Origin of the sequence: Streptomyces sp. NPDC092045 (assembly GCF_044756005.1) — a bacterium.
Taxonomy (GTDB): domain Bacteria; phylum Actinomycetota; class Actinomycetes; order Streptomycetales; family Streptomycetaceae; genus Streptomyces.
In genome coordinates this window covers 334,402-355,335 of the sequence record NZ_JBIVSC010000002.1, presented here as the reverse complement: position 1 = coordinate 355,335, position 20,934 = coordinate 334,402, and the positions used below count along the sequence as shown (strand labels likewise).

At 75.5% G+C, this 20,934-nt stretch carries 20 protein-coding genes and 1 other RNA gene; 13 read left to right on the top strand and 8 right to left on the bottom strand.

Annotated elements, in window-relative coordinates; translation table 11 throughout:
- Window positions 1-286: 286 nt before the first annotated feature.
- The 4 genes from ACIQKA_RS08380 to ACIQKA_RS08365 all read left to right on the top strand — a co-directional run bounded on the left by ACIQKA_RS08380 (window position 287) and on the right by ACIQKA_RS08365 (window position 4,252).
- On the top strand, window positions 287-1,108 hold the full coding sequence (locus tag ACIQKA_RS08380; protein ID WP_383151309.1) for a Nif3-like dinuclear metal center hexameric protein: 822 nt from the start codon (window positions 287-289) through the stop codon (window positions 1,106-1,108).
- A complete protein-coding gene (locus ACIQKA_RS08375) occupies window positions 1,105-1,848 on the top strand; it encodes a zinc ribbon domain-containing protein (protein ID WP_383151385.1) in 744 nt (247 codons plus the stop codon). The genes ACIQKA_RS08380 and ACIQKA_RS08375 overlap by 4 nt, the downstream gene beginning before the upstream one ends.
- On the top strand, window positions 1,848-3,356 hold the full coding sequence (locus tag ACIQKA_RS08370; protein WP_402540442.1) for a bifunctional RNase H/acid phosphatase: 1,509 nt from the start codon (window positions 1,848-1,850) through the stop codon (window positions 3,354-3,356). Before ACIQKA_RS08375 ends, ACIQKA_RS08370 begins: the two co-directional genes overlap by 1 nt.
- A gap of 86 nt (window positions 3,357-3,442) precedes the next feature.
- A complete protein-coding gene (locus ACIQKA_RS08365) occupies window positions 3,443-4,252 on the top strand; it encodes a GNAT family N-acetyltransferase (RefSeq protein ID WP_402540440.1) in 810 nt (269 codons plus the stop codon).
- Here the strand turns inward: ACIQKA_RS08365 and eda are convergent.
- Window positions 4,239-4,880: a bifunctional 4-hydroxy-2-oxoglutarate aldolase/2-dehydro-3-deoxy-phosphogluconate aldolase gene (gene eda, locus ACIQKA_RS08360; protein WP_402540438.1), complete on the bottom strand. Its 642-nt coding sequence runs from the start codon at window positions 4,878-4,880 to the stop codon at window positions 4,239-4,241. The two genes, ACIQKA_RS08365 and eda, sit on opposite strands and share 14 nt — an antisense overlap.
- Before the next feature lie 90 nt (window positions 4,881-4,970).
- On the bottom strand, window positions 4,971-5,738 hold the full coding sequence (yaaA, locus tag ACIQKA_RS08355) for a peroxide stress protein YaaA (RefSeq protein WP_390105858.1): 768 nt from the start codon (window positions 5,736-5,738) through the stop codon (window positions 4,971-4,973).
- Window positions 5,739-5,979: 241 nt separating this feature from the next.
- On the opposite strand from yaaA, the gene ACIQKA_RS08350 reads away from it, so the two are divergent.
- On the top strand, window positions 5,980-7,422 hold the full coding sequence (locus ACIQKA_RS08350; RefSeq protein WP_383151315.1) for an RNB domain-containing ribonuclease: 1,443 nt from the start codon (window positions 5,980-5,982) through the stop codon (window positions 7,420-7,422).
- Here ACIQKA_RS08350 and ACIQKA_RS08345 read toward each other — a convergent pair.
- Together ACIQKA_RS08345 and ACIQKA_RS08340 are read right to left on the bottom strand one after the other, a co-directional pair.
- On the bottom strand, window positions 7,367-8,203 hold the full coding sequence (locus tag ACIQKA_RS08345; RefSeq protein ID WP_402540436.1) for a hypothetical protein: 837 nt from the start codon (window positions 8,201-8,203) through the stop codon (window positions 7,367-7,369). The genes ACIQKA_RS08350 and ACIQKA_RS08345 overlap by 56 nt on opposite strands.
- 131 nt (window positions 8,204-8,334) lie before the next feature.
- Window positions 8,335-9,102, bottom strand: a complete 768-nt coding sequence (locus ACIQKA_RS08340) for a MerR family transcriptional regulator (protein ID WP_383440842.1) — start codon at window positions 9,100-9,102, stop codon at window positions 8,335-8,337.
- A gap of 78 nt (window positions 9,103-9,180) precedes the next feature.
- Between ACIQKA_RS08340 and rnpB the strand changes: the two genes are divergently transcribed.
- The 3 genes from rnpB to ACIQKA_RS08325 all read left to right on the top strand — a co-directional run bounded on the left by rnpB (window position 9,181) and on the right by ACIQKA_RS08325 (window position 10,401).
- Window positions 9,181-9,579, top strand: an RNA gene (rnpB, locus tag ACIQKA_RS08335) — RNase P RNA component class A.
- Between the two features lie 138 nt (window positions 9,580-9,717).
- Complete coding sequence (locus tag ACIQKA_RS08330) at window positions 9,718-9,903, top strand: antitoxin (protein ID WP_383431093.1); 186 nt, start codon at window positions 9,718-9,720, stop codon at window positions 9,901-9,903.
- Window positions 9,904-10,077: 174 nt separating this feature from the next.
- Complete coding sequence (locus ACIQKA_RS08325) at window positions 10,078-10,401, top strand: nuclear transport factor 2 family protein (RefSeq protein ID WP_383151319.1); 324 nt, start codon at window positions 10,078-10,080, stop codon at window positions 10,399-10,401.
- A 231-nt stretch (window positions 10,402-10,632) separates the two neighbouring features.
- On the opposite strand, the gene ACIQKA_RS08320 is transcribed toward ACIQKA_RS08325, so the two are convergent.
- Window positions 10,633-11,376, bottom strand: a complete 744-nt coding sequence (locus ACIQKA_RS08320; RefSeq protein ID WP_383151320.1) for an SDR family oxidoreductase — start codon at window positions 11,374-11,376, stop codon at window positions 10,633-10,635.
- A 135-nt stretch (window positions 11,377-11,511) separates the two neighbouring features.
- Between ACIQKA_RS08320 and ACIQKA_RS08315 the strand changes: the two genes are divergently transcribed.
- A complete protein-coding gene (locus ACIQKA_RS08315) occupies window positions 11,512-13,143 on the top strand; it encodes an alkaline phosphatase D family protein (RefSeq protein ID WP_402540433.1) in 1,632 nt (543 codons plus the stop codon).
- A gap of 24 nt (window positions 13,144-13,167) precedes the next feature.
- Here the strand turns inward: ACIQKA_RS08315 and ACIQKA_RS08310 are convergent, their stop codons facing one another.
- Entirely contained in the window at window positions 13,168-14,172 is a 1,005-nt protein-coding gene (locus ACIQKA_RS08310) for a Gfo/Idh/MocA family oxidoreductase (RefSeq protein ID WP_391092935.1), read from the bottom strand.
- A gap of 82 nt (window positions 14,173-14,254) precedes the next feature.
- Here ACIQKA_RS08310 and ACIQKA_RS08305 point away from each other — a divergent pair, with 82 nt between their 5' ends.
- Window positions 14,255-15,697 (top strand): multidrug effflux MFS transporter, encoded by a 1,443-nt coding sequence (locus ACIQKA_RS08305; RefSeq protein ID WP_402540432.1) that lies wholly within the window; start codon window positions 14,255-14,257, stop codon window positions 15,695-15,697.
- 9 nt (window positions 15,698-15,706) lie between these two features.
- Entirely contained in the window at window positions 15,707-16,693 is a 987-nt protein-coding gene (locus ACIQKA_RS08300) for a small ribosomal subunit Rsm22 family protein (protein WP_402540430.1), read from the top strand.
- A 52-nt stretch (window positions 16,694-16,745) separates the two neighbouring features.
- Here the strand turns inward: ACIQKA_RS08300 and ACIQKA_RS08295 are convergent, their stop codons facing one another.
- Window positions 16,746-18,158: an MFS transporter gene (locus tag ACIQKA_RS08295; RefSeq protein ID WP_402540429.1), complete on the bottom strand. Its 1,413-nt coding sequence runs from the start codon at window positions 18,156-18,158 to the stop codon at window positions 16,746-16,748.
- A 256-nt stretch (window positions 18,159-18,414) separates the two neighbouring features.
- Here ACIQKA_RS08295 and ACIQKA_RS08290 point away from each other — a divergent pair, with 256 nt between their 5' ends.
- Window positions 18,415-19,026 carry a TetR/AcrR family transcriptional regulator gene (locus ACIQKA_RS08290; protein WP_402540428.1) on the top strand — a complete coding sequence of 204 codons (612 nt, stop codon included), beginning with the start codon at window positions 18,415-18,417 and terminating at the stop codon, window positions 19,024-19,026.
- A gap of 104 nt (window positions 19,027-19,130) precedes the next feature.
- Here the strand turns inward: ACIQKA_RS08290 and ddaH are convergent, their stop codons facing one another.
- Window positions 19,131-19,961 carry a dimethylargininase gene (ddaH, locus tag ACIQKA_RS08285; protein WP_383151327.1) on the bottom strand — a complete coding sequence of 277 codons (831 nt, stop codon included), beginning with the start codon at window positions 19,959-19,961 and terminating at the stop codon, window positions 19,131-19,133.
- A 377-nt stretch (window positions 19,962-20,338) separates the two neighbouring features.
- Between ddaH and ACIQKA_RS08280 the strand changes: the two genes are divergently transcribed.
- Window positions 20,339-20,902, top strand: coding sequence for a TetR/AcrR family transcriptional regulator (locus ACIQKA_RS08280; RefSeq protein ID WP_383431203.1), 564 nt, complete (start codon window positions 20,339-20,341; stop codon window positions 20,900-20,902).
- Window positions 20,903-20,934: the final 32 nt, after the last annotated feature.

Genomic DNA, 20,934 nt, shown 5'->3' with positions numbered 1-20,934 from the left:
ACTCGTCACCTCCGGCGACGAAGCTAGTTTTCGCACTTCCAGCCGAACAACACGAGCCCGCTCACTTCACACGTAAGGATGGCCGTCCGGCGGTTCTGCTGAGCGGGAGCGGACGGGTGTGCTGGAGTCACCGGCGGTGACCCCGGGTAAGGGGAGCCTCAGTGGAGTCGGGGGCTCCGGTGGCGGGGTGCGGCCGGGGCGGGGCCGTCCGGGGGAGGGCCGGGCCCGGACGGGGTTGTCCACAGGCCAGGGCGGTGGAGCACGCGGGACAGGTAGCCTTTCCCCCGTGCCCCGTCTGTCTGAAGTCATCGCCGAGCTCGACGCCCTCTGGCCGCCCGACCGGGCCGAGCAGTGGGACGCCGTCGGCACCGTCTGCGGCGATCCCGACGCCCGGGTCGGCCGCGTCCTCTTCGCCGTCGACCCCGTCCAGGAGATCGTCGACGAGGCCGTCTCCCTCGGCGCCGACCTGATCGTCGCCCACCACCCGCTCTACCTGCGCGGTACGACGACGGTCGCGGCCGGCCACTTCAAGGGCCGCGTCGTGCACGAGCTCATCAAGAACGACATCGCCCTCCACGTCGCGCACACCAACGCCGACACCGCCGACCCCGGCGTCTCCGACGCCCTCGCCGGCGCCCTCGGCCTGCGCGTCACCGGCCCGCTCGTCCCGGAGAACGGCCTCGGCCGGATCTGCGAGCTCGACCGCCCGGAGACCCTCGCCGAGTTCGCCGCCCGCGCCGCCGCGCGGCTGCCCGCCACCGCGCAGGGCGTCCGGGTCGCCGGCGACCCCGGCATGCTCGTGCGCCGGGTCGCCGTCAGCGGCGGCTCCGGCGACGGCCTCTTCGACGCCGTGCGCGCCGCGGGCGTGGACGCCTTCCTCACCTCCGACCTGCGCCACCACCCGGTCTCCGAGGCCACCCAGCGCACTCCGCTGGGCCTGGTCGACGCCGCCCACTGGGCCACCGAGTGGCCCTGGTGCGAGCAGGCCGCCGCGCAGCTCGACGCGATCTCCGACCGTCACGGCTGGGACCTCCGCGTCCACGTCTCGAAGACGGTCACCGACCCCTGGTCCTCCCACCACACCTCTTCTCCTGGAGCCCCCAACTGAACGCCGCGCCCGCCGACCAGATCCGCCTCCTCGACGTCCAGGCCCTGGACACCCGCCTCCAGCAGCTCGCCCACAAGCGCCGCTCGCTGCCCGAGCACGCCGAGATCGAGGCGCTCACCAAGGACCTCACCCAGCTGCGCGACCTGCTCGTCGCCGCGCAGACCGAGGAGAGCGACTGCGGCCGCGAGCAGACCAAGGCCGAGCAGGACGTCGACCAGGTCCGCCAGCGCGCCGCGCGCGACCAGCAGCGCCTCGACTCCGGCGCCGTCTCCTCCCCGAAGGACCTGGAGAACCTCCAGCGCGAGATCGTCTCCCTCGCCAAGCGCCAGGGCGACCTGGAGGAGATCGTCCTGGAGGTCATGGAGCGCCGCGAGTCGGTCCAGGAGCGCCTCGCCGAGCTGACCGAGCGGGTCTCCGCCGTCCAGGCCAAGACCGACGACGCCACCGCCCGCCGCGACGCCGCCCAGGCCGAGCTGGACGCCGAGACCGCCTCCGTCACCAAGGAGCGCGAGCTCGTCGCGGGCTCGGTCCCGGCCGACCTGCTCAAGCTGTACGAGAAGCTGCGCGAGCAGCAGGGCGGCGTGGGCGCGGCCCGGCTCTACCAGCGCAAGTGCGAGGGCTGCCACATCGAGCTCAACATCACCGAGCTGAACGAGGTCCGCGCCGCCGCCAAGGACGCGGTCGTCCGGTGCGAGAACTGCCGCCGGATCCTCGTCCGCACCTCGGAGTCCGGCCTGTAATGACCTCCGCGCGCGAGCTCGTCGTCGAGGCGGACGGGGGTTCCCGGGGCAACCCGGGGCCCGCCGGGTACGGGGCCGTGGTCCTGGACGCGGCGACGGGCGAGACGCTCGCCGAGGCCGCCGAGTACATCGGTGTGGCGACGAACAACGTCGCCGAGTACAAGGGCCTGGTCGCGGGCCTCAAGGCGGCCCGGGAGCTCTTCCCGGACGCCACCGTCCACGTCCGCATGGACTCCAAGCTGGTCGTCGAGCAGATGTCCGGCCGCTGGAAGATCAAGCACCCGGACATGAAGCCGCTCGCGGCCGAGGCCGGCCGGGTCTTCCCGGCGGGCCGCGTCCGCTACGAGTGGATCCCGCGCGAGCGGAACAAGCACGCGGACCGGCTGGCGAACGAGGCGATGGACGCGGGGCGGCTCGGGCGCCGGTGGGAGCCGTCCGGCTCCACGGCGGTCCTGGACGCCTCGGCCGCCCGCAACGCCGCCGCCCCGCCGCCGTCGGGCCCGCCCGGCGACGCGCGGGCGGGAGCGGCCCGGGCGAGGGCGGCGCTGTCCGGCTCCCCGACCACCGGGACGCCCGGCCCGACGACGACCGACACCGCTGCGGGCACGGGCACGGGTGCGAGTACGGGTACGGGTACGGGTACGGGCGCCTGGCCGACCGCGGACGACGGCCTGTTCGCCGCCGAGGACGCCACCGCGACCTCGGCCGCCCCGGTCGCCTCGGGCGACTTCGAGGCCGAGGCCGGCGTCCTGGCGCCGACGGGCCACGCGGCCGAGAAGGCCGGCACGGCCCGCGCCGCCGGAGCCACCCGGTCCGACGCGCCCGCCTCCACCCCCGTACGGCCGCACGGCACCTCCCCGCAGGGCTGGGGAGCGGCCGACATGGGGGCGCCCGCGACCTTCGTGCTGCTGCGGCACGGGGAGACCGCGCTCACGCCCGAGAAGCGGTTCTCCGGGAGCGGGGGGAGCGACCCCGAGCTGTCGGCGGCCGGGCTGCGGCAGGCCGAGGCCGTGGCCGCGGCGCTCGCCGCCCGGGGCACGATCCAGGAGATCGTCAGCTCGCCCCTGACCCGCTGCCGCCAGACCGCCGCCGCCGTCGCCGCCCGCCTCGGGCTCGACGTGCGGATCGAACAGGGCCTGCGGGAGACCGACTTCGGCGCCTGGGAGGGGCTGACCTTCGGCGAGGTCCGCGAGCGGCACCCCGAGGACCTCGACGCCTGGCTCGCCTCCCCGAAGGCCGCGCCGACCGGCGGCGGGGAGAGCTTCGCGACCGTCTCCCGGCGCGTCGCCGCGGCCCGGGACCGGCTGACCGCCGCCCACGCGGGCCGCACCGTCCTCCTCGTCACCCACGTCACCCCGATCAAGACCCTGGTCCGGCTCGCCCTCGGCGCCCCGCCGGAGTCCCTGTTCCGCATGGAGCTGTCCGCCGCCTCGCTCTCGGCCGTCGCCTACTACACGGACGGCAACGCCTCCGTACGCCTCCTCAACGACACCTCGCACCTCCGGTAGGGAGGACGCACCTCCGGGAGGAGGACGGCGGGGACGGTGGAAAACGGGTGGCGGGGGGACCCGCCCCCGTACCACCATCACCGTCCATGACCTGGCACTTCACCGAGGAACCCGCCGTCTTCCGCGCGGCGGCCGGAGCCCTGCTGTCCGCCGGGTCCGCCCGCAACACCGGTGTGCTCGCGCTCGTGGACGCGGCCGGGCGGTTCGGCTGGTGGACCGGTCCGGACGGGCGGGTCACCGGGGTGCTCGTGGTGGCCGCGCCGGGGGAGCCGACCTTCGGGACGGTGACGCCGGAGGCGGCCCGCGCCCTCGCCTCCTCGCCGGACCTCCCCGGGAACGGGGGACCGACGGTCGTACGGGGCGAGACGGCGGCCGTCGAGGCGTTCGCGGAGGCCACCGGCCGCCCCTGGACCCCCACCGTCCGGATGCGGCTCTTCCGGCTCGGGACGCCGACCCCGCCGGACCCCGCTCCCGCCGGCCGCGCCCGCGTCGCCACCGCCGCCGACGTACCGCTCGCCGCAGCCTGGGCGCGGGAGTTCGTCCGCGACATCGGCGAGGAGCCGGGGGACGACTGCACCGGACCCGTCACGGAGCGGATCTCCGACGGCCGGCTGTTCCTCTGGGAGGACGGCGGACGGCCCGTCTCGATGGCGTGCTTCTCGCCCGTCACCGAGGGCCAGTCCCGCGTCCACCTCGTCTACACCCCGCCCGCCGCCCGCGGCCGCGGGTACGCCGCCGGGGCCACCACCGCCGTCGGTCGCGCCGCCCGGGACGCCGGGGCCGCGCAGGTCCTGCTCTTCGCGGACGTGGCCAACCCCACCAGCAACGCCCTGTACCTGCGGCTCGGCTACCGGCCGGTGGCCGAGCACCTCACGGCGGAGGTCACCGGCCGCTGACCGGTGTCCGCAGCGCCGCCGCCTCGCGGGCGAGGGCCTCGACCCGGGCCCAGTCGCGGGCCGCGAGGGCGTCGGGCGGCAGCATCCACGTACCGCCGACGCAGCCGACGTTCGGCAGGGCGAGGTAGGCGGGGGCGGAGGCGGGCGAGACGCCGCCGGTCGGGCAGAAGCGCGCCTGCGGGAGCGGGCCCGCCAGGGACTTCAGGTACGGGACGCCGCCCGCCGCCTCCGCCGGGAAGAACTTCATGGCGTCCACGCCCTGTTCGAGCAGCGCCACGACCTCGGAGACCGTCGAGACCCCCGGCAGGAAGGGCACCCCCGACTCCCGCATCGCGCCGAGCAGCCGCCCGGTCCACCCGGGGCTGACCAGGAACCGGGCCCCGACGCCGACCGCGTCCGCGACCCCGGCCGCCGAGACGACGGTCCCGGCACCGACGACCGCCCCCGGCACCCCGTCCGCGATCGCCCGCAGAGCGTCGAGCGCGGCCGGGGTGCGCAGGGTGACCTCGATCAGCGGCAGCCCGCCGGCCACCAGGGCGCGGGCCAGGGGGACCGCGTCGGCGGCGTCCTCGATCACCACCACGGGGACGACGGGGGCTGCCGGGGCAAGGTCGAACACGCTCGTCATGGGCTCATCCTGACGAGGACCGACGCTCTCCGCAACGCTCGTTGCGCAGCGTGCAACGACCCGCTCCGGCGGGACCCGCGCCACGGCCCCTCAGTGGATCTCGTCCACCAGGACGTCGAGCGCCCCCGGCCTGCCGCCCTCCTCCACCACGTACCGCAGGTCCCGCAGCGCCTCCGCCAGCTCCGCCGGGGAGCCCGGCTCCGCGCCCGCCTCCAGGAGGCTCCGCACGATCCGGCCCTTCGTCGCCTTGTTGAAGTGGCTGACCACCTTCCGGGTCGGCGCGTGCAGCACCCGCACCGTCGCCGTCCGCGCCGCCACCCCGCCCTTCGGCCGCCACGCCGTCGCGTACGCCGACGAGCGCAGGTCCAGGACGAGGCCGTCCCCGGCCGCCTCGGGCAGCACGGAGGCCATCGGCCCCCGCCAGTGCGCGCCGAGCGCGCCGAGGCCCGGCAGCTTGATCCCCATCGAGCAGCGGTACGACGGGATGCGGTCGGTCACCCGCACCGCGCCCCACAGGCCGGAGAACACCAGGAGCGCCTCCCCGGCCCGCTCCCGGGCCGCCGCGTCCAGGGTCGCCAGGCCGAGCGCGTCGTACAGGACTCCGGTGTAGACCTCCCCGGCCGGGCGCGCGCCGGCCGTCCGCAGCCCGGCGTTCTTCGCGACCTCGCCGCGCAGCCCCTCGCTCAGGCCGAGCACCTCGCGGGCCTTCTCCTCGTCGGCGGCGCACAGTTCGACCAGCTCGTCCAGGACCGCCGCCCGCGCCTCCGCGAGCCCCGGCAGGGACAGCGACTCCGGCTTGAGGGGCGCCCCGCTCCCCGACGGAGCCTTGCCTTCGGAGGGCGGCAGCAGCACGAGCACGGTGGTTCTCCTTCGTACGGACGGGGGCGGGGGTGCGGCCCCGGCCGCCCAGCCTACAAAGCGCGGCGGGCCCGCGAGCGCGGCCGGTTCGCGGGGAGCGGCCGGAGCGCGGGGGCGGCCGGCCCACGGGGATCGGCCCGGCCATGGAGCGCCGTCGGCCCACGGGCCCGCCCCGCCCCCACACCGCTCCACGGACCCGCGCCGAAATGACGGACCCGCCGCCGCCCCCTACGCTCGGTCCATGCCCCGCCGCCCCATACACGTGACCGGCGCAGCCGAGGCTCCGCTGCGGGCCGCCCTGCGCGCACTCCGTACCGAACTCGCGATCCCCGACGCCTTCCCGCCCGCTGTCCTCGCCGAGGCCGAGGCCGCCGCGAAGGAGCCCCGGCTCCCCGCGCACGACGCCACCGACCTGCCCTTCTTCACCGTCGACCCGCCCGCCTCCACCGACCTCGACCAGGCCGTGCACCTGGCCCGCAGGGCCGACGGCGGCTATCGCGTCCACTACGCCATCGCCGACGTCGCCGCCTTCGTCGCGCCCGGCTCCGCGCTCGACGCCGAGGCCCACCGCCGGGTCCTCACCCTCTACTTCCCCGACGGCAAGGTCCCCCTCCACCCCGCCGTCCTCTCCGAGGGCGCCGCCAGCCTGCTCCCCGGCGAGGTCCGCCCCGCCGTGCTGTGGCGGATCGACCTCGACGCCGAGGGGCGCAGGGTCGCCACCGACGTCCGCCGCGCCCTCGTCCGCAGCCGCGCCAGACTCGACTACGCGGGCGTGCAGCGGCAGCTCGACTCCGGCACGGCCGAGGAGCCGGTCGCCCTGCTGCGCGAGATCGGCCGCCTGCGCGAGGCCATCGAGATCGAGCGCGGCGGGATCTCCCTCGACGTCCCCGAGCAGGAGATCGTCGAACGGGACCACGGCTACGACCTCGTCTACCGGGCCCCGTTCCCCTCCGAGAGCTGGAACGCGCAGATCTCCCTGCTCACCGGCATGGCCGCCGCCGACCTGATGACCGCCGCCGGCACCGGCGTCCTGCGCACCCTCCCCACCGCGCCCGACGGCGCCGTGGCCCGGCTGCGCCGCTCCGCGCAGGCCCTCGGCGTCGACTGGCCGCACCACGTCCCGTACGCCGACGTCGTCCGCTCCGCCGACCCGTCGAACCCGCGCCACGCCGCCTTCCTCCAGGAGTGCACCACCCTCCTGCGCGGCGCCGGGTACACCGTCTTCACCGACGGCCACGTCCCCGACCCGGCCGTGCACGCCGCCGTCGCCGACGAGTACACCCACTGCACCGCCCCGCTGCGCCGGCTCGTCGACCGGTACGCGAGCGAGCTGTGCGTGGCGGCGGTGGCCGGGGACGAGCCGCCCGAGTGGGTGCGGGCCGCGCTGCCCGCGCTCCCCGACGAGATGGCCGCGGGCTCGCGCCGCGCCAACGCCGTCGAGCGCGAGAGCGTCGACATCGTCGAGGCGGCGCTCCTGAAGGACCGGATCGGGGAGCTCTTCGACGCGTACGTGATCGACGTCAAGGAACGCGAACCGTCCACCGGCACCGTCCACCTGGAGAACCCGGCGGTGGTCGCCCGGATCGCGGGCGGCGACTCCCCGCTGCCGCTGGGGGAGTGGCTGCGGGTCAGACTCGCGGAAGCGGATCCCGGTCGGGCGAAGGTGCTGTTCGCACCCGCGTGAGCGCCTCGTTCACGGCCTTGTACAGGGCGTGCGGGTCGTCGGCGTGGACCCTGACGGCCCGTACGGGCCGGGGCGCGCCGAGCAGCCGGGGCGCGTCGACCGGTTCGGCCAGCTCGACGGTGACGGAGGTCTGCGCGCCGACGGCGAGGTTCAGCTCGCCGTCGGCCCTCTCGTGCGAGAACAGCGTCTCGCGCCGTACGGACGCGATCCGGTCGAGCGGGATCCGCAGGTCGACGTGGGCGGCCTGCCGCAGCCGCAGCACGTCCCCGGCGAGGACGTGCGGGCGGGTCGCGGAGGCGGCGTGCAGACCGAGGACGAAGAGCACGGTGTAGACGTCCAGGAAGAGGACGATCCCGTGGACGACGGGCCAGCGGGCGAGCAGGTACGACATGCCGACGGTCTCGACCACGCACACGAACGCGAAGCCGTACATCAGCGCCGCCTGGTCGCGGGCGTGCGGGAAGACGCCGTCCGCGCCGGCGGTCCCGTGCGGCCGGCGCGCGACCCACCGCCCCAGGCTCGCGAGGAGCCGCAGCTCGTGCCCGAGGAGCCGCAGCACGGGCCCGGGCACCAGCTCGGCCACGGCGTCCCGCCGGGAGAGCCCGCGCCGCCGCAGCCGCAGGTAGGCGAGCCCTTCGACGAGGAGGAGCCCCGCCACGAGGACCTCGGCGACGCCCAGGACGACGGCGGGTATCCGCACGCCGCCGACGAGACAGCCGACGAGGACGACTTCGAGGGGGAGCACGGCGTAGGCGAGGAGCCGGAGCGGACGCACGGACATCACGGGGTTTCCTCCTGCCGGTCCCGGGGTGGTCGTACGGACGCCACGGGGGTTTCCTTCCGCCGGTCCCGGAGCGGACGTACGGGCATCACGGGGTTCCTCCCGTCGTCCCCGGAGCGGGCGTGCGGACGTCACGAGGTCCCCTCCTGCCGGTCCCGGACGAGCCGCACCGCGAGGCGTACCGCCGCCTCCTGGGCGGGGGAGAGGTCCGCGAAGACGGCGTCGGCGAGGAGGAGGCCGGAGTCCCGGCCCTCCGCCGTGCCCTCCGGCAGCTCGACCCCGGGCATGCCCGCCAGGGAGTCCGCGAGCACCCGGGCGGCCCCGTCCACGCGGGGATCGTCCGGCGCGGCGTCCTCCAGGGCGTCGAAGAGCGCGTACACCTCGTGCGCGGACGAGGCCGCCCCGCGCAGGGACTCCATCAGGCGCGCCCGGTCCTCCTCCGGTACGACCGCGTCGAGCAGGGCGAGGACCTGTCGGTCCTTCACGGCCATGGGGGACGCGGGCAGCTCGCCCAGACCGGCCAGGAGCGCGGCGAACTCCGGCGAGACGGGCCCGTCGGCGGGCAGCCGCCCGGCGCGCGCGTCGTCCAGGAGGACGGCGAGCCGCTCCCGGCGCTCCCGCAGCACGGCCTCCTGCCGGGCGAGGTCGTCGGCCAGCTCCTCCAGGACCTCCACGAGCCCGCGCCCCTCGTCGTCCGCGAGCACGTCCCGCACCTCGTCGAGGCCGAGCCCCAGCTCGGTGAGGCGCCGGATCCGGGCGAGCAGGACGGCGTCCCGGACGCCGTACTCCCGGTACCCGTTGGCCCGCCGCGCGGGCTCGGGCAGCAGCCCGGACTGGTGGTAGTGCCGCACGGCCCGGGGGGTGACCCCGACCAGGGCGGCGATCTCGCCGATGCGCATGGGCCCAGTAGAAACCCTGACGCCGCGGCAGGGTCAAGCACGGGCCGGCGCGGCGGGTAGCATGGTCGGCACGGCAGACGAGCCGGGCGGGCGGCCGCGTGGGGATCCCAGGATCCTCCCGAGGAACGTCCGGGCTCCACAGAGCAGGGTGGTGGCTAACGGCCACCCGGGGTGACCCGCGGGACAGTGCCACAGAAAACAGACCGCCGGGGACCTCGGTCCTCGGTAAGGGTGAAACGGTGGTGTAAGAGACCACCAGCGCCTGAGGTGACTCAGGCGGCTAGGTAAACCCCACTCGGAGCAAGGTCAAGAGGGGACACCCCGGTGTCCCTGCGCGGATGTTCGAGGGCTGCTCGCCCGAGTCCGCGGGTAGACCGCAGGAGGCCGGCGGCAACGCCGGCCCTAGATGGATGGCCGTCACCCCGACGACCGCGAGGTCCCGGGGTACAGAACCCGGCGTACAGCCCGACTCGTCTGCCCTTCCGGGCCCTTGACCGCGAAATCGCAGGTCGGGGCCCTTTTCCTTGGAGTCGCGGGCCGCGCGGATGCGGCCGGGGCGGTGAGGGGGGACCCTGGAAGGTGCCCGCTGACGGACAGACTCCGAGGAGTACCACGATGTCGATGCTGGACAAGCTGAAGCAGGCGCTCAAGGGCCACGAGGACCAGGCAGGAAAGGGCGTCGACAAGGCAGGCGACTTCGTCGACGAGAAGAGCCAGGGGAAGTACAGCGGCCACGTCGACACCGCCCAGGACAAGCTCAAGCAGCAACTGGGCCGCGACCGGGACACGCCGCCCCAGTGACGGAGAGGCACGGCGACCCGCCGGCCGGTGACCGGTCGGCCCCGGCCCGGCGGCTCGTGCCGCCGGGCCGGACCGTTCTCCCGCTCGCCCGGGTGGCCCAGCCCGGTCGCTGACACGCCGGGGCTGCGGCGCGGTTCCGGGGGACGGGCGGGGCGGGCGGTGTACGGGTAGGGCATGACCATTCCCGTGGAGCAGCTCTCCGACCCGGCCGTGCGCGCCTTCGTCGCGGCCCTCAACGCCAACGACCAGGAGGCCTTCCGGGCGGCCCTCACGCCCGGTGCCACCATGTCCGACGACGGTTCCGAGCGGGACCTCGACGAATGGACCGAGAAGGAGGTCTTCTCCTCGCGCGGCCACATGGAGATCGAGTCCCAGAAGGCCGACGGGCGCGACCTCGTCGCCCGCTACCGCAACGACACCTGGGGCGAGATGCGGACCCGCTGGCGCTTCACCGTCGAGGACGGGAAGGTCGCCCGCTTCGAGACCGGGCAGGCGTAGGGCGCCGGAGGCGCCGGTGAGGGGTGGGGGGGTACGGGGGAGTAGGAGGCGGGGGCGGGGACGCGAAGACCGGCGGCCCCGGCCCCCGTACCCGGGCCCGCCCGTACCCGGGCCCGCCCGTACCCGGGCCCGCCCGTACCCGGGCCCGCCCGTACCCGGGCCCGCCCGTACCCGGGCCCGCCCGTACTCAGGCCCCCCGCGGCCCCGCCCCTCCCCGTCCCTCCCCGCCCCTCAGCCCCGGCCCACGTACGGCATCGCCGTCGCCATCACCGTCGCGAACTGCACGTTCGCCTCCAGCGGCAGCCCCGCCATGTGCACCACCGTCGCCGCCACGTCCGCCGCGTCCATCACCGGCTCCGGCGCCAGCCGGCCGTCCGCCTGGAGGATGCCGGACCGCATGCGGGCCGTCATGTCGGTCGCCGCGTTGCCGATGTCGAGCTGGCCGCAGGCGATCCGGTACGGACGCCCGTCCAGGGACAGGGACTTCGTCAGGCCCGTCATCGCGTGCTTCGTCGCCGTGTACGCGATCGAGTGCGGGCGCGGCACGTGGGCCGAGATCGAGCCGTTGTTGATGATCCGGCCGCCCTGCGGGTCCTGCTCCTTCATGGCCCGGAAGGCGGCCTGCGCGCACAGGAACGCGCCCGTCAGGTTGACGTCGACGACCGCCCGCCAGGTCGCCGGGTCCAGGTCCTCGACCGGGGTCCCGCCGCCCGCGAACGTCCCCGCGTTGTTGAAGAGCAGGTCCACGCGCCCGTAGCGGTCCCGTACCGAGGAGAAGAGGGCCGCCACCTCCGTCTCCGACGTCACGTCCGTCGGGGCGCACAGGAAGTCCCCGTCCGGAGCGAGTGCCGCCGTCTCCTCCAGGGGCTCCGCCCGGCGGCCCGCGAGCGCCACCGACCAGCCCGCCGCCGCGAGCGCGCGGGCCACGCTCCGGCCGATGCCCGAACCCGCTCCCGTCACCACTGCGATGCTCATGGGCGCGCAGCGTACGCGAGACGCGTGCACCGTGAACTCATCCGTCCGACACGTGGATGTCCTGTACCCGACAACGTGTCGTCGCCCCGGCCCCCTCGAATGACGAGCGCATCGCATTCGTCAGGGGAGGGGCACATGAGTCGGACGCATGAGCATCATCAGGAACTCCGTGAGGCCGCGCGGCACTTCGGACGGCGGCGGTTCCTCACCGTCACCGGCGCCGCCGCCGCGCTCGCCTTCGCCACCCAGCTTCCCGCCGCCGGCTCCGCGGCCGCCGCCGAGCTCGACGCCCGGCACGTCACCGAGGACCCGTTCACCCTGGGCGTCGCCTCCGGCGACCCGCTGCCCGGCTCCGTCCTGCTCTGGACCCGGCTCGCGCCCCGCCCCTTCGAGCCCGGCGGCGGACTGCCCGACCGGCGGGTCGCCGTCCACTGGGAGCTCGCCCACGACGAGCGCTTCCGGCGCGTCGCGCGGCGCGGGACCGCCACCGCCCACGCCGAGTTCCGGCACACCGTCCACGTCGAGGTCGGGCACCTCGAACCCGGCCGCGCGTACTTCTACCGCTTCCGCGCCGGCGCCTGGACCAGCCCGGTCGGGCGCACCCGCACCGCCCCCGCCCCCGGCGCCCGCAACGCGGCGCTCTCGCTCGCCGCCGTCTCCTGCCAGGCGTACCACGACGGCTACTTCACCGCCTACCGCCACCTCGCCCGGGAGGACGTGGACGTCGTCCTCCACCTCGGCGACTACCTCTACGAGTACGCCGTCGACGCCGCCGGCGGCGCCCGCGCCCACACCGACCGCGTCCTGCCGGACCTCTTCAACCGCGAGACGCTCACCCTGGAGGACTACCGGCTGCGCTACGCCCTCTACAAGACCGACCCCGACCTGCGGGCCGCGCACGCCGCCCACCCCTTCGTCGTCACCTGGGACGACCACGAGACCGAGAACAACTACGCGGGCGACACCCCCGAGAACACCGTTCCGCCCGAGGAGTTCCTGCTCCGCCGCGCCGCCGCCTACCGGGCCTACTGGGAGCACCAGCCGCTGCGCCGTCCCCAGCTCCCCGACGGCCCCGACATGAGGCTGTACCGGCGCCTGAGCTTCGGGCGCCTCGCGCAGTTCGACATCCTCGACACCCGCCAGTACCGCTCCGACCAGGCGTACGGCGACGGCTGGCAGGTCCCGGGGCCCGAGTCCGAGGACCCGTCGCGCACCCTGACCGGCGCCGCCCAGGAGCGCTGGCTGCTCGACGGCTGGCGCCGCTCCCGGGCCCGCTGGAACCTGCTGCCGCAGCAGGTCGTGTTCGCCGAGCGCCGCGACCGCCCCACCGCCGACTTCAAGCTCTCCATGGACTCCTGGGACGGCTACCCGGCCTCCCGGCAGCGGGTCCTGGCGGGCGCGCGGGCCGCCGGCGTCGAGAACCTGGTGGTGCTCACCGGCGACGTGCACGTCTCCTACGGCCTCGACCTCAAGGCCGACTTCCGCGACCCGGCCTCCCGGACCGTCGGCACCGAGATCGTCACCACCTCGATCACCAGCGGCAAGGACGGCGCCGACCGCCCCTCCACCTACGACAAGCTGACGCGGGCCAACCCGCACCTGCGGTTCTTCAACGGGCGGCGGGGCTACACGAAGGTCTCCCTCGACCGCGAGAGCGCCCGCGCCGACTTCCGCACGGTCCCGTACGTGACGACTCCGGGCGCCCCCGTCACCACCGCCGCCTCCTTCGTCACCGAGGCGGGGAACCCGGGGCTCGTCCCGGCGTAGTCCCCCGTGGTTCCCGTGCGGAGGTCACTCCCCGGGATAGCGGACGCCGATGCGGTCCCGTACCGCGTCGAGCGTCCGCATCACCGCGAGCGAGCCGTCCAGCGGCACCAGCGGGGACTCCCGCTCACCCGCCCGCAGGCAGCGCATCACCTCGGTGGCCTCGTGCCGGAAGCCGTGCGGGTCGGCCTCCGCGACGAACTCCTCCGGCTCGGTGCCGTTCCGGTGCAGGGTGAACCGCTCCGGGAAGAAGAAGCCGCGCGGCACGTCGATCCGGCCGAGCGAGCCCGTCACCGAGGCCGTCAGCGGGGTGTCCGCGGCGATCGAACAGGACAGCAGGGCCGACGCGCCCGTGCCGGACCAGCCGAGGAGCATCCCCGTGTTCAGGTCGACGCCCTCCGGCGAGAGCAGCGCGTGCGCCCGGACCGAGTCCGGCTCGCCGAGCAGCAGCTGCGCGAACGACACCGGGTACACCCCGAGGTCGAGCAGCGCCCCGCCGCCCGTCTTCGGGTCCCGCAGCCGGTGGTCCGCCCCGAACGGGCCCGCGAGCCCGAAGTCCGCCTGGACCGTGCGGACCTCGCCGACCGCCCCGTCGCGCACCAGCTCCGCGATCCGCCGGATCATCGGATTGCAGTACATCCACATGGCCTCCATCAGGAAGAGGCCGCGGTCCCGGGCGAGGGCGACCAGCTCGGCCGCCTCCCGGGCGTTGAGCGTGAGGGCCTTCTCGCAGAGCACCGCCTTGCCCGCCTCCAGGGCGAGGCCGGCCGCCGTCCGGTGGGCGTGGTGCGGGGTCGCCACGTACACCACGTCGACGTCGCCGTCGGCGAAGAGCCCGGCCCACTCCCCGTACGCCCTCGGTATCCCGAACCGCTCCGCGAAGGCCTTCGCGGGCGCCTCGCTGCGGGAGGCCACCGCCACCACCTCGGCGTCGTCGAGCGTCAGCAGATCGGTGGTGAACCGCTCCGCGATGCCGCCCGTCGCCAGGATTCCCCAGCGCACCTTCTCGCCCACGTGCCCACCCGTCCCCATGTCCCCGCCCGTCTCGCAGAGGTCTCGACCATGCCGGTCGAGCTGAGAGCATAGGCAAGGTTTCAACGAAATGGAGCGGTCGATGCCGGAGAGCGGTCAGAAGACGACACGAGGGAACATAGACGGAACGGGGCCCGTCGCTCCCGACGCGCCCGGCGCCCTCGCCGCCGCAGGGGTCCCCGCCGCGACCGCCGGCCTCCCCGCGACCGCCGGCCCCGCCGGGGTCCCCGCCGCGACCGCCGACCCCGCCGCCCCCGCGCCCGGCGCCCCCGGCGTCACCGCCGCCCGCCGGGCCGGTCTGCTCGTCACCCTCGTCCTGGGCGGCCTCACCGCCCTCCCCCCGCTCTCCATGGACATGTACCTCCCGGCCCTGCCGGAGGTCACCGGCGCGCTGGGCGCGCCCGCCGCCACCATCCAGCTCACCCTCACCGCCTGCCTCGCCGGCATGGCCCTCGGCCAGCTCGTCGTCGGCCCCATGAGCGACAAGTGGGGACGCCGCCGCCCGCTGCTCGCCGGCATGGTCGTGTACGTCCTCGCCACCGCCGCCTGCGCCCTCGCGCCCACCGCCGAGGCCCTCATCGGCTTCCGGCTGCTCCAGGGCCTCGCGGGCGCCGCCGGCATCGTCATCGCCCGCGCCGTCGTCCGCGACCTCTACGACGGCGTCGAGATGGCCCGCTTCTTCTCCACCCTGATGCTGATCTCCGGCGTCGCCCCGATCGTCGCCCCGCTCATCGGCGGGCAGATCCTGCGGATCACCGACTGGCGGGGCGTCTTCCACGTCCTCACCGGCGTCGGCGTCCTGCTCACCCTCGTCGTCCACCGCTTCCTCGCCGAGACGCTGCCGCCCGAGCGGCGGCACGAGGGCGGGGTCGGGCAGGCCCTGCGCACGATGCGGGGGCTCCTCGCGGACCGGGTCTTCACCGGCTACACGCTGACCGGCGGCCTCGCCTTCGCCGTCCTCTTCGCCTACATCTCCGCCTCGCCGTTCGTCGTGCAGGAGATCTACGGGGCCTCGCCGCAGACCTTCAGCCTGCTCTTCGGCCTCAACTCCGTCGGCCTCGTGATCGTCGGCCAGATCAACGGCAAGCTCCTCGTCGGCCGCGTCAGCCTCGACAAGGTGCTCGGCTGGGGCCTCGGCACCATCCTCCTCGCCGCGATCGCGCTGCTCCTCATGACCGGCGGGGTCTTCGGCGAGGTCGGGCTCGTGCCCGTCGCCGCCGGGCTCTTCGTCCTGATGTCCGCGATGGGCCTCGCGATGCCGAACACCAACGCCCAGGCCCTGATGCGCACCCCGCACGCCGCCGGGTCCGCCTCCGCCCTCCTCGGCACCACCTCCTTCCTCGTCGGCGCCGTCGCCTCCCCGCTCGTCGGCATCGCGGGCGAGCACACGGCCGTCCCGATGGCCGTCGTCCAGCTCACCTGCGCCGCCCTCGCCCTGGCCTGCTTCCTGGGCCTGTGCCGCCCGTGGCGGAAGACGGCGGCCGGGTCCGCCGGGCCGGGGAACGGGCAGGACCCGGCCGCCTAGAATGTCGCGGTGAACGCCTCCGCCCCCTCCGCCGACTCCCTGCGCGCCGCCCTCGCCGGGCTCCTCGGCGGCCTGCCGCCCCACCGGACCGCCCAGGCCGTCGACCGGCTGATCGCCAACTACCGGGGCACCACCCCGACCGACGCCCCCGTGCTCCGCGACCGCTCCGACGTCGCCGCGTACGCCGCGTACCGGATGCCGGCGACCTTCGAGGCGGTACGGGGAGCCCTGGACGCCCTGCGGGACGCCGCGCCCGACTGGGAGCCGCGCAACCACACCGACGTCGGCGGCGGCACGGGCGCGGCGAGCTGGGCCGTCGCGGAGGCCTGGGGCGACGCCCCACCCCGCACCACCGTCCTCGACTGGGCCGAGCCCGCCCTCGCGCTCGGCCGCGAGCTGGCCGGCGGCGTCCTCGACGCGGAGTGGCGGCGCGAGCGGATCGGCGGCGCGCTGCGCCTCGCCGACACGGACCTGGTCACCGTCTCGTACGTCCTCAAGGAGCTGACGGAGGCCGACCGCGCCTCGCTCGTCACCGAGGCGGCCCGCGCCGCGCAGGCCGTCGTGGTGGTCGAGCCGGGCACCCCGGACGGCTACGAGCGGATCATCGCGGCCCGCACCCTGCTCGTCGACGCCGGCTTCGCCGTCGCCGCGCCCTGCCCGCACAGCGGCGCCTGCCCGATCGCGCCCGGCACGGACTGGTGCCACTTCTCGGCCCGGGTCAGCCGCTCCTCGCTGCACCGGCAGGTGAAGGGCGGCTCGCTGCCGTACGAGGACGAGAAGTACGCGTACGTGGCCGCCACCCGGTTCCCGGTGACCCCGGCGGCCGCCCGGATCGTCCGCAGGCCGCAGATCCGCAAGGGCCTGGTCCAGCTGGAGCTCTGCGACCCCGGGGGCCTCTCCCGCGACACCGTCACCAAGCGCCACGGGCCCCTCTACAAGCAGGCCCGCGACGCGGAGTGGGGCGACCCGTGGCCGCCGGAGGCGGACGGCTCCTGAGCGACCCGCCGCGCGGTGGGGGCGTGTCCGGCGGATCGGGGCCGGACGCGCCCTAACGGCGGCTCCCGCGCGCCAGGAACACCGGGGCGAGGACGGCGGCGAGGACGGCGGCCGCGTTGACCAGGACCGCGCGGCCGATGCCGTCGGGCAGCGTGGCGGCGGTGACGACCACGGCGCTCATGACCGGGGTGCCCAGGGTGATGCCGACCTGCTGGGTCATGGTGGCGATGCCGGTGGCCATGCCCTGCTCGGCGTCGGGCAGCCCGGAGGTGGCCGTCACCATGAAGCCGACGATGGCGAGCATGTTGCCGACGCCGCCCGCGAAGGTGGCGGCGAGCAGCAGCCCGTACGTGCTCCGCCCGTCGCCGAGCCCGACGAGGGAGAGGGTCGCGACGGCCTGGAGGACCCCGCCGGCGATCAGGGCGGTACGGGGCGAGAACCGGCCGATGAAGCGGGGGGCGAGCAGTCCGCCGAGGACCGTGCCCGCGCCCAGGACGCCGAAGGAGAGGCCGGCGGCGAGCGGGGAGAAGCCCAGGACGTCCTGGAGGTGCAGGGTCATCAGGAAGACCAGCGAGGTCTCGGTGGCGAAGGCGACGAGCCCGGCGAGGTTGCCCCAGACGACCGTGCGGCGCTTCAGGACCCGGAGCGGGACGAGGGGCGCGGTGGAGCGCCGCTCGACGAACGGGAAGGCGGCGAGCAGGGCGACGGCCGCGACCAGGGCGACGAGGACGCCGGGGTCGGTCCAGCCGTGCTCGCCGGCGGCGGTGAGGCCGTAGACGAGGGCGAGGAGCCCGCCGGTGACGGCGATCGCGCCGGGGACGTCGAGGCGCGGCCGCTCGGCCGGACGGCTCTCCCGGACGACGGCGGGGGCGACGAGCAGGACGGCGAGGGCGACCGGCACGTTGACGAAGAACGCCCAGCGCCACGAGAGCAGGTCGGTGAGAACGCCGCCGAGGACGGCTCCGGTGGTGAATCCGGCCGACATGAGGGCGCCGTTGAGGCCGAGGGCCTTGTCGCGCAGCGGTCCCTCGGGGAAGGCGGAGGTCAGCAGCGCGAGCCCGGCGGGAGTGACGGCGGCGGTCGCGAGGCCCTGGGCGACGCGGGCGGCCATGAGCACTTCGGGCGTGGTGGCGAGGCCTCCGGCGAGCGAGGCGGCGCCGAGGACGGCCATGCCGCCGAGGAAGATCCGGCGGCGGCCGAGCAGGTCGGCGACGCGCCCGAAGAGGAGGGTGAAGCCGGCGGCGGAGAGGGCGAAGGCGGTGGCGATCCACTGGAGGCCGCCGAGGGAGAAGCCGAGTCCCTCGCCGATGACGGGCAGGGCGACGTTCAGGATCGAGAAGTCGACGGCCAGCATGAACTGGGCGACGAGGAGGACGACGAGGACGAGCCGCATGCGCCCGTCCATGCGGGGGGCGGCGGCGGCCTCGGGTGCGGCCGGGACGGGCGGTGTGGCGAGGGCAGTCATGAGCGGGACCCCTTAAAGGGACGTCAGTTCCGTTAAGATGGCGCAGACGGTAGCAGAGTGAGGAGCTCTAATGGAACAGGATTCCCGTTTGGGTGGGGGGTCGTCGGCTTCGGGTACGGGTCCGTCGGGTTCGGGTGAGGACCCGTCGGGTTCGGAGGAGAGGGTTCCGGCTCCGGAGGAGGGGGTGTCGGGTCCGGAGGAGAGGGTTCCGGCTTCGGGGGAGGGGGTACCGGCTCCGGGCGGGGACCCGTCGGCCGTGCCCGGCACCCGGCGCCCCGGCGGGCGCACCGCCAAGGTCCGCCGCGCCGTCCTCGACGCCACCCAGGAGGCCCTGGCGGCCTCCGGCTTCCACACGCTGAACATGGACCAGGTCGCCGCGGCCGCGGGCGTCGGCAAGACCACCGTCTACCGCCGCTGGGGCTCCCCGGTCGGCCTGGTCGCCGACCTCCTCGACGACATGGCCGAGCGGTCCCTGCCCGCCGCCGACACCGGCGGCCTCGCGGGCGACCTGCGGGCCAACGCCGCGCTCGTCCTGGAGACCCTCACCGACCCCCGGATGGGCGCCGTCTTCCGGGCCGTCATCGCCGCGGCCGCCTGCGACGAGGAGTGCGCGCGCGCCCTGGGCGGCTTCTACCGCACCCGCCTGGCCGAGTGGGCCCCGGTGGCGGAGCGGGCCGTGGCCCGGGGCGAACTCCCGGCCGGCACCGACCCCCTCGAACTGCTCCGCGCGGTCTCGGCCCCGCTCTACTACCGCTTCGCCGTCACCCACGAGGGGCCGACCCCCGCCGACGCCGAACGGTCCGTCACGGCGGCCCTGGCCGCGGCTGCGGCGGGCGTCTTCGTGCCGGGGGGCACGGACACCCCCTAGGGAGGGGCGTCACGCCGTCGCCCCCGCACCGTGACGCGGTGCGGGGGCGACGGTCCTCCTCCTGCGGGGCCCCGGGGACCCCGTGCGCCGTGCGGGTCCGGCCCCTAGGGGCGCAGCTCCTGGGTGCAGCACTTCACGCTGCCGCCGCCCTTGAGCAGCTCGCTCAGGTCCATGCCGGCCGGCTCGAAGCCCCGGTCGCGCAGCGGCTCGAAGAGGCCCACCGCCGCCTGCGGCAGCAGGACGTTCCGCCCGTCGCTCACCGCGTTGAGCCCGAAGGCCGCCGCGTCCTCCTCCGTCGCGACCAGGGCGTCCGGGAAGAGCCGGGCCAGCACCGCCCGGCTGCCGGGCGAGAAGGCGCCCGGGTAGTACATGACCTCGTCGCCGGCGTCGTCCAGGACGCACAGCGCCGTGTCCAGGTGGTAGTAGCGCGGGTCCACCAGGTCCAGGCCGATCACCGGGCGCCCGAAGAACTCCTGCGCCTCGCCGTGGGAGAGCGGACTGGCGCGGAAGCCGCGCCCGGCGAGGATCCAGGAGGCGGTGACGGCGAAGTCCCCCTCGCCCTCGTTCACGTGCTGCGGGATCCCCAGGTCCTCCTCCGCCCAGCCGTTGCGGCGGAACCAGTCCAGGTGCGCGTCGGCCTCGGCCGCGCGCTCCGGGTACGCGAACCGCGCGCCGAGGACCCTGCCCCCGACGACGGTCGCGCCGTTCGCCGCGAAGACCATGTCCGGAAGTGCCGGGTCGGGCTCCAGGACCTCCACGGTGTGGCCGAGCGCGCGGTAGCGGTCCCGCAGGTCCTCCCACTGGGCGAGGGCGAGCGGCAGGTCGACGGGTTTCGTGGGGTCCATCCAGGGGTTGATGGAGTACGTCACCGTGAAGTGCGCGGGTGGGCACATCAGGTAACGGCGGGGCGAGGGCGAGCGCGGAGTGGTGCGCAAGAAGGGCTCCTCACGGGCGGACGGGCGGAAGCACCGAGGTGCGGTGGACCCCATGGTCCGCCCTCGGAGCCCCCGGCGCAGTGGACCGTTCGGGTGGTTCGCGCACCACCCGCCACGGCGAGACGCGTCGTCTCGGCCGCGGCTAGATTGACTCCATGCCCACGCCCGATCCCAAGCCCCGACCCAGGCCCGAACCCACGCCCGGCTCCGATGCCGCTCCCGCTCCTGTTTCCGGCGGCAGAGCCGAGTCGGGCGCCGGACCCGGACCCGACCCCGACGGCAGAACCGAGTCGGGCGCCGGACCCGGACCCGACCCCAGACCGGGGCCCAGGGCCCTCCCCGACGTCTCCCGCCGCAGCGAGCGCTCCCGCCGCGCCATCTTCGACGCCGCCCTCGCCCTCGTCTCCGAGAACGGCTACGCGAAGACCACCGTCGAGGGCATCGCCGCCCGCGCAGGCGTCGGCAAGCAGACCATCTACCGCTGGTGGCCCTCCCGGTCGGCCGTCCTCCTCGACGCCTTCCTCGACCTCCAGGCCCGGGTCGCCGAGACCGCGGGAGGCGACTCCGGAAGTGAGATCCCCGACACCGGCGACCTCGCCGCCGACCTCAAGCGCGTGCTGCGCGCCACCGTCGACGAGATGAACGACCCCGTCTTCGAGGCACCCACCCGCGCCCTCGCCGCCGAGGGGATCGTCGACCCCGACCTCGGCGCCCGCTTCACCGCCGCGCTGCTCGAACCCCAGCTCCAGCACTACGCACGCCGCATCGAGGCGGCCCGGCGGGCCGGTGACGTCGACCCCGGCACCGACCCCCGGCTCGCCGTCGAACTCCTGGTCGGCCCCCTCCACCACCGGTGGATCCACCGCACCCTGCCGCTCACCCACGCCTACGCGGACGCCCTGGTCGACCACGTCCTGCGCGGTCTCGCCCCGAGGAGCTGAGGGGCCGGGGAGCACCCCGGTTCCGCACTCCG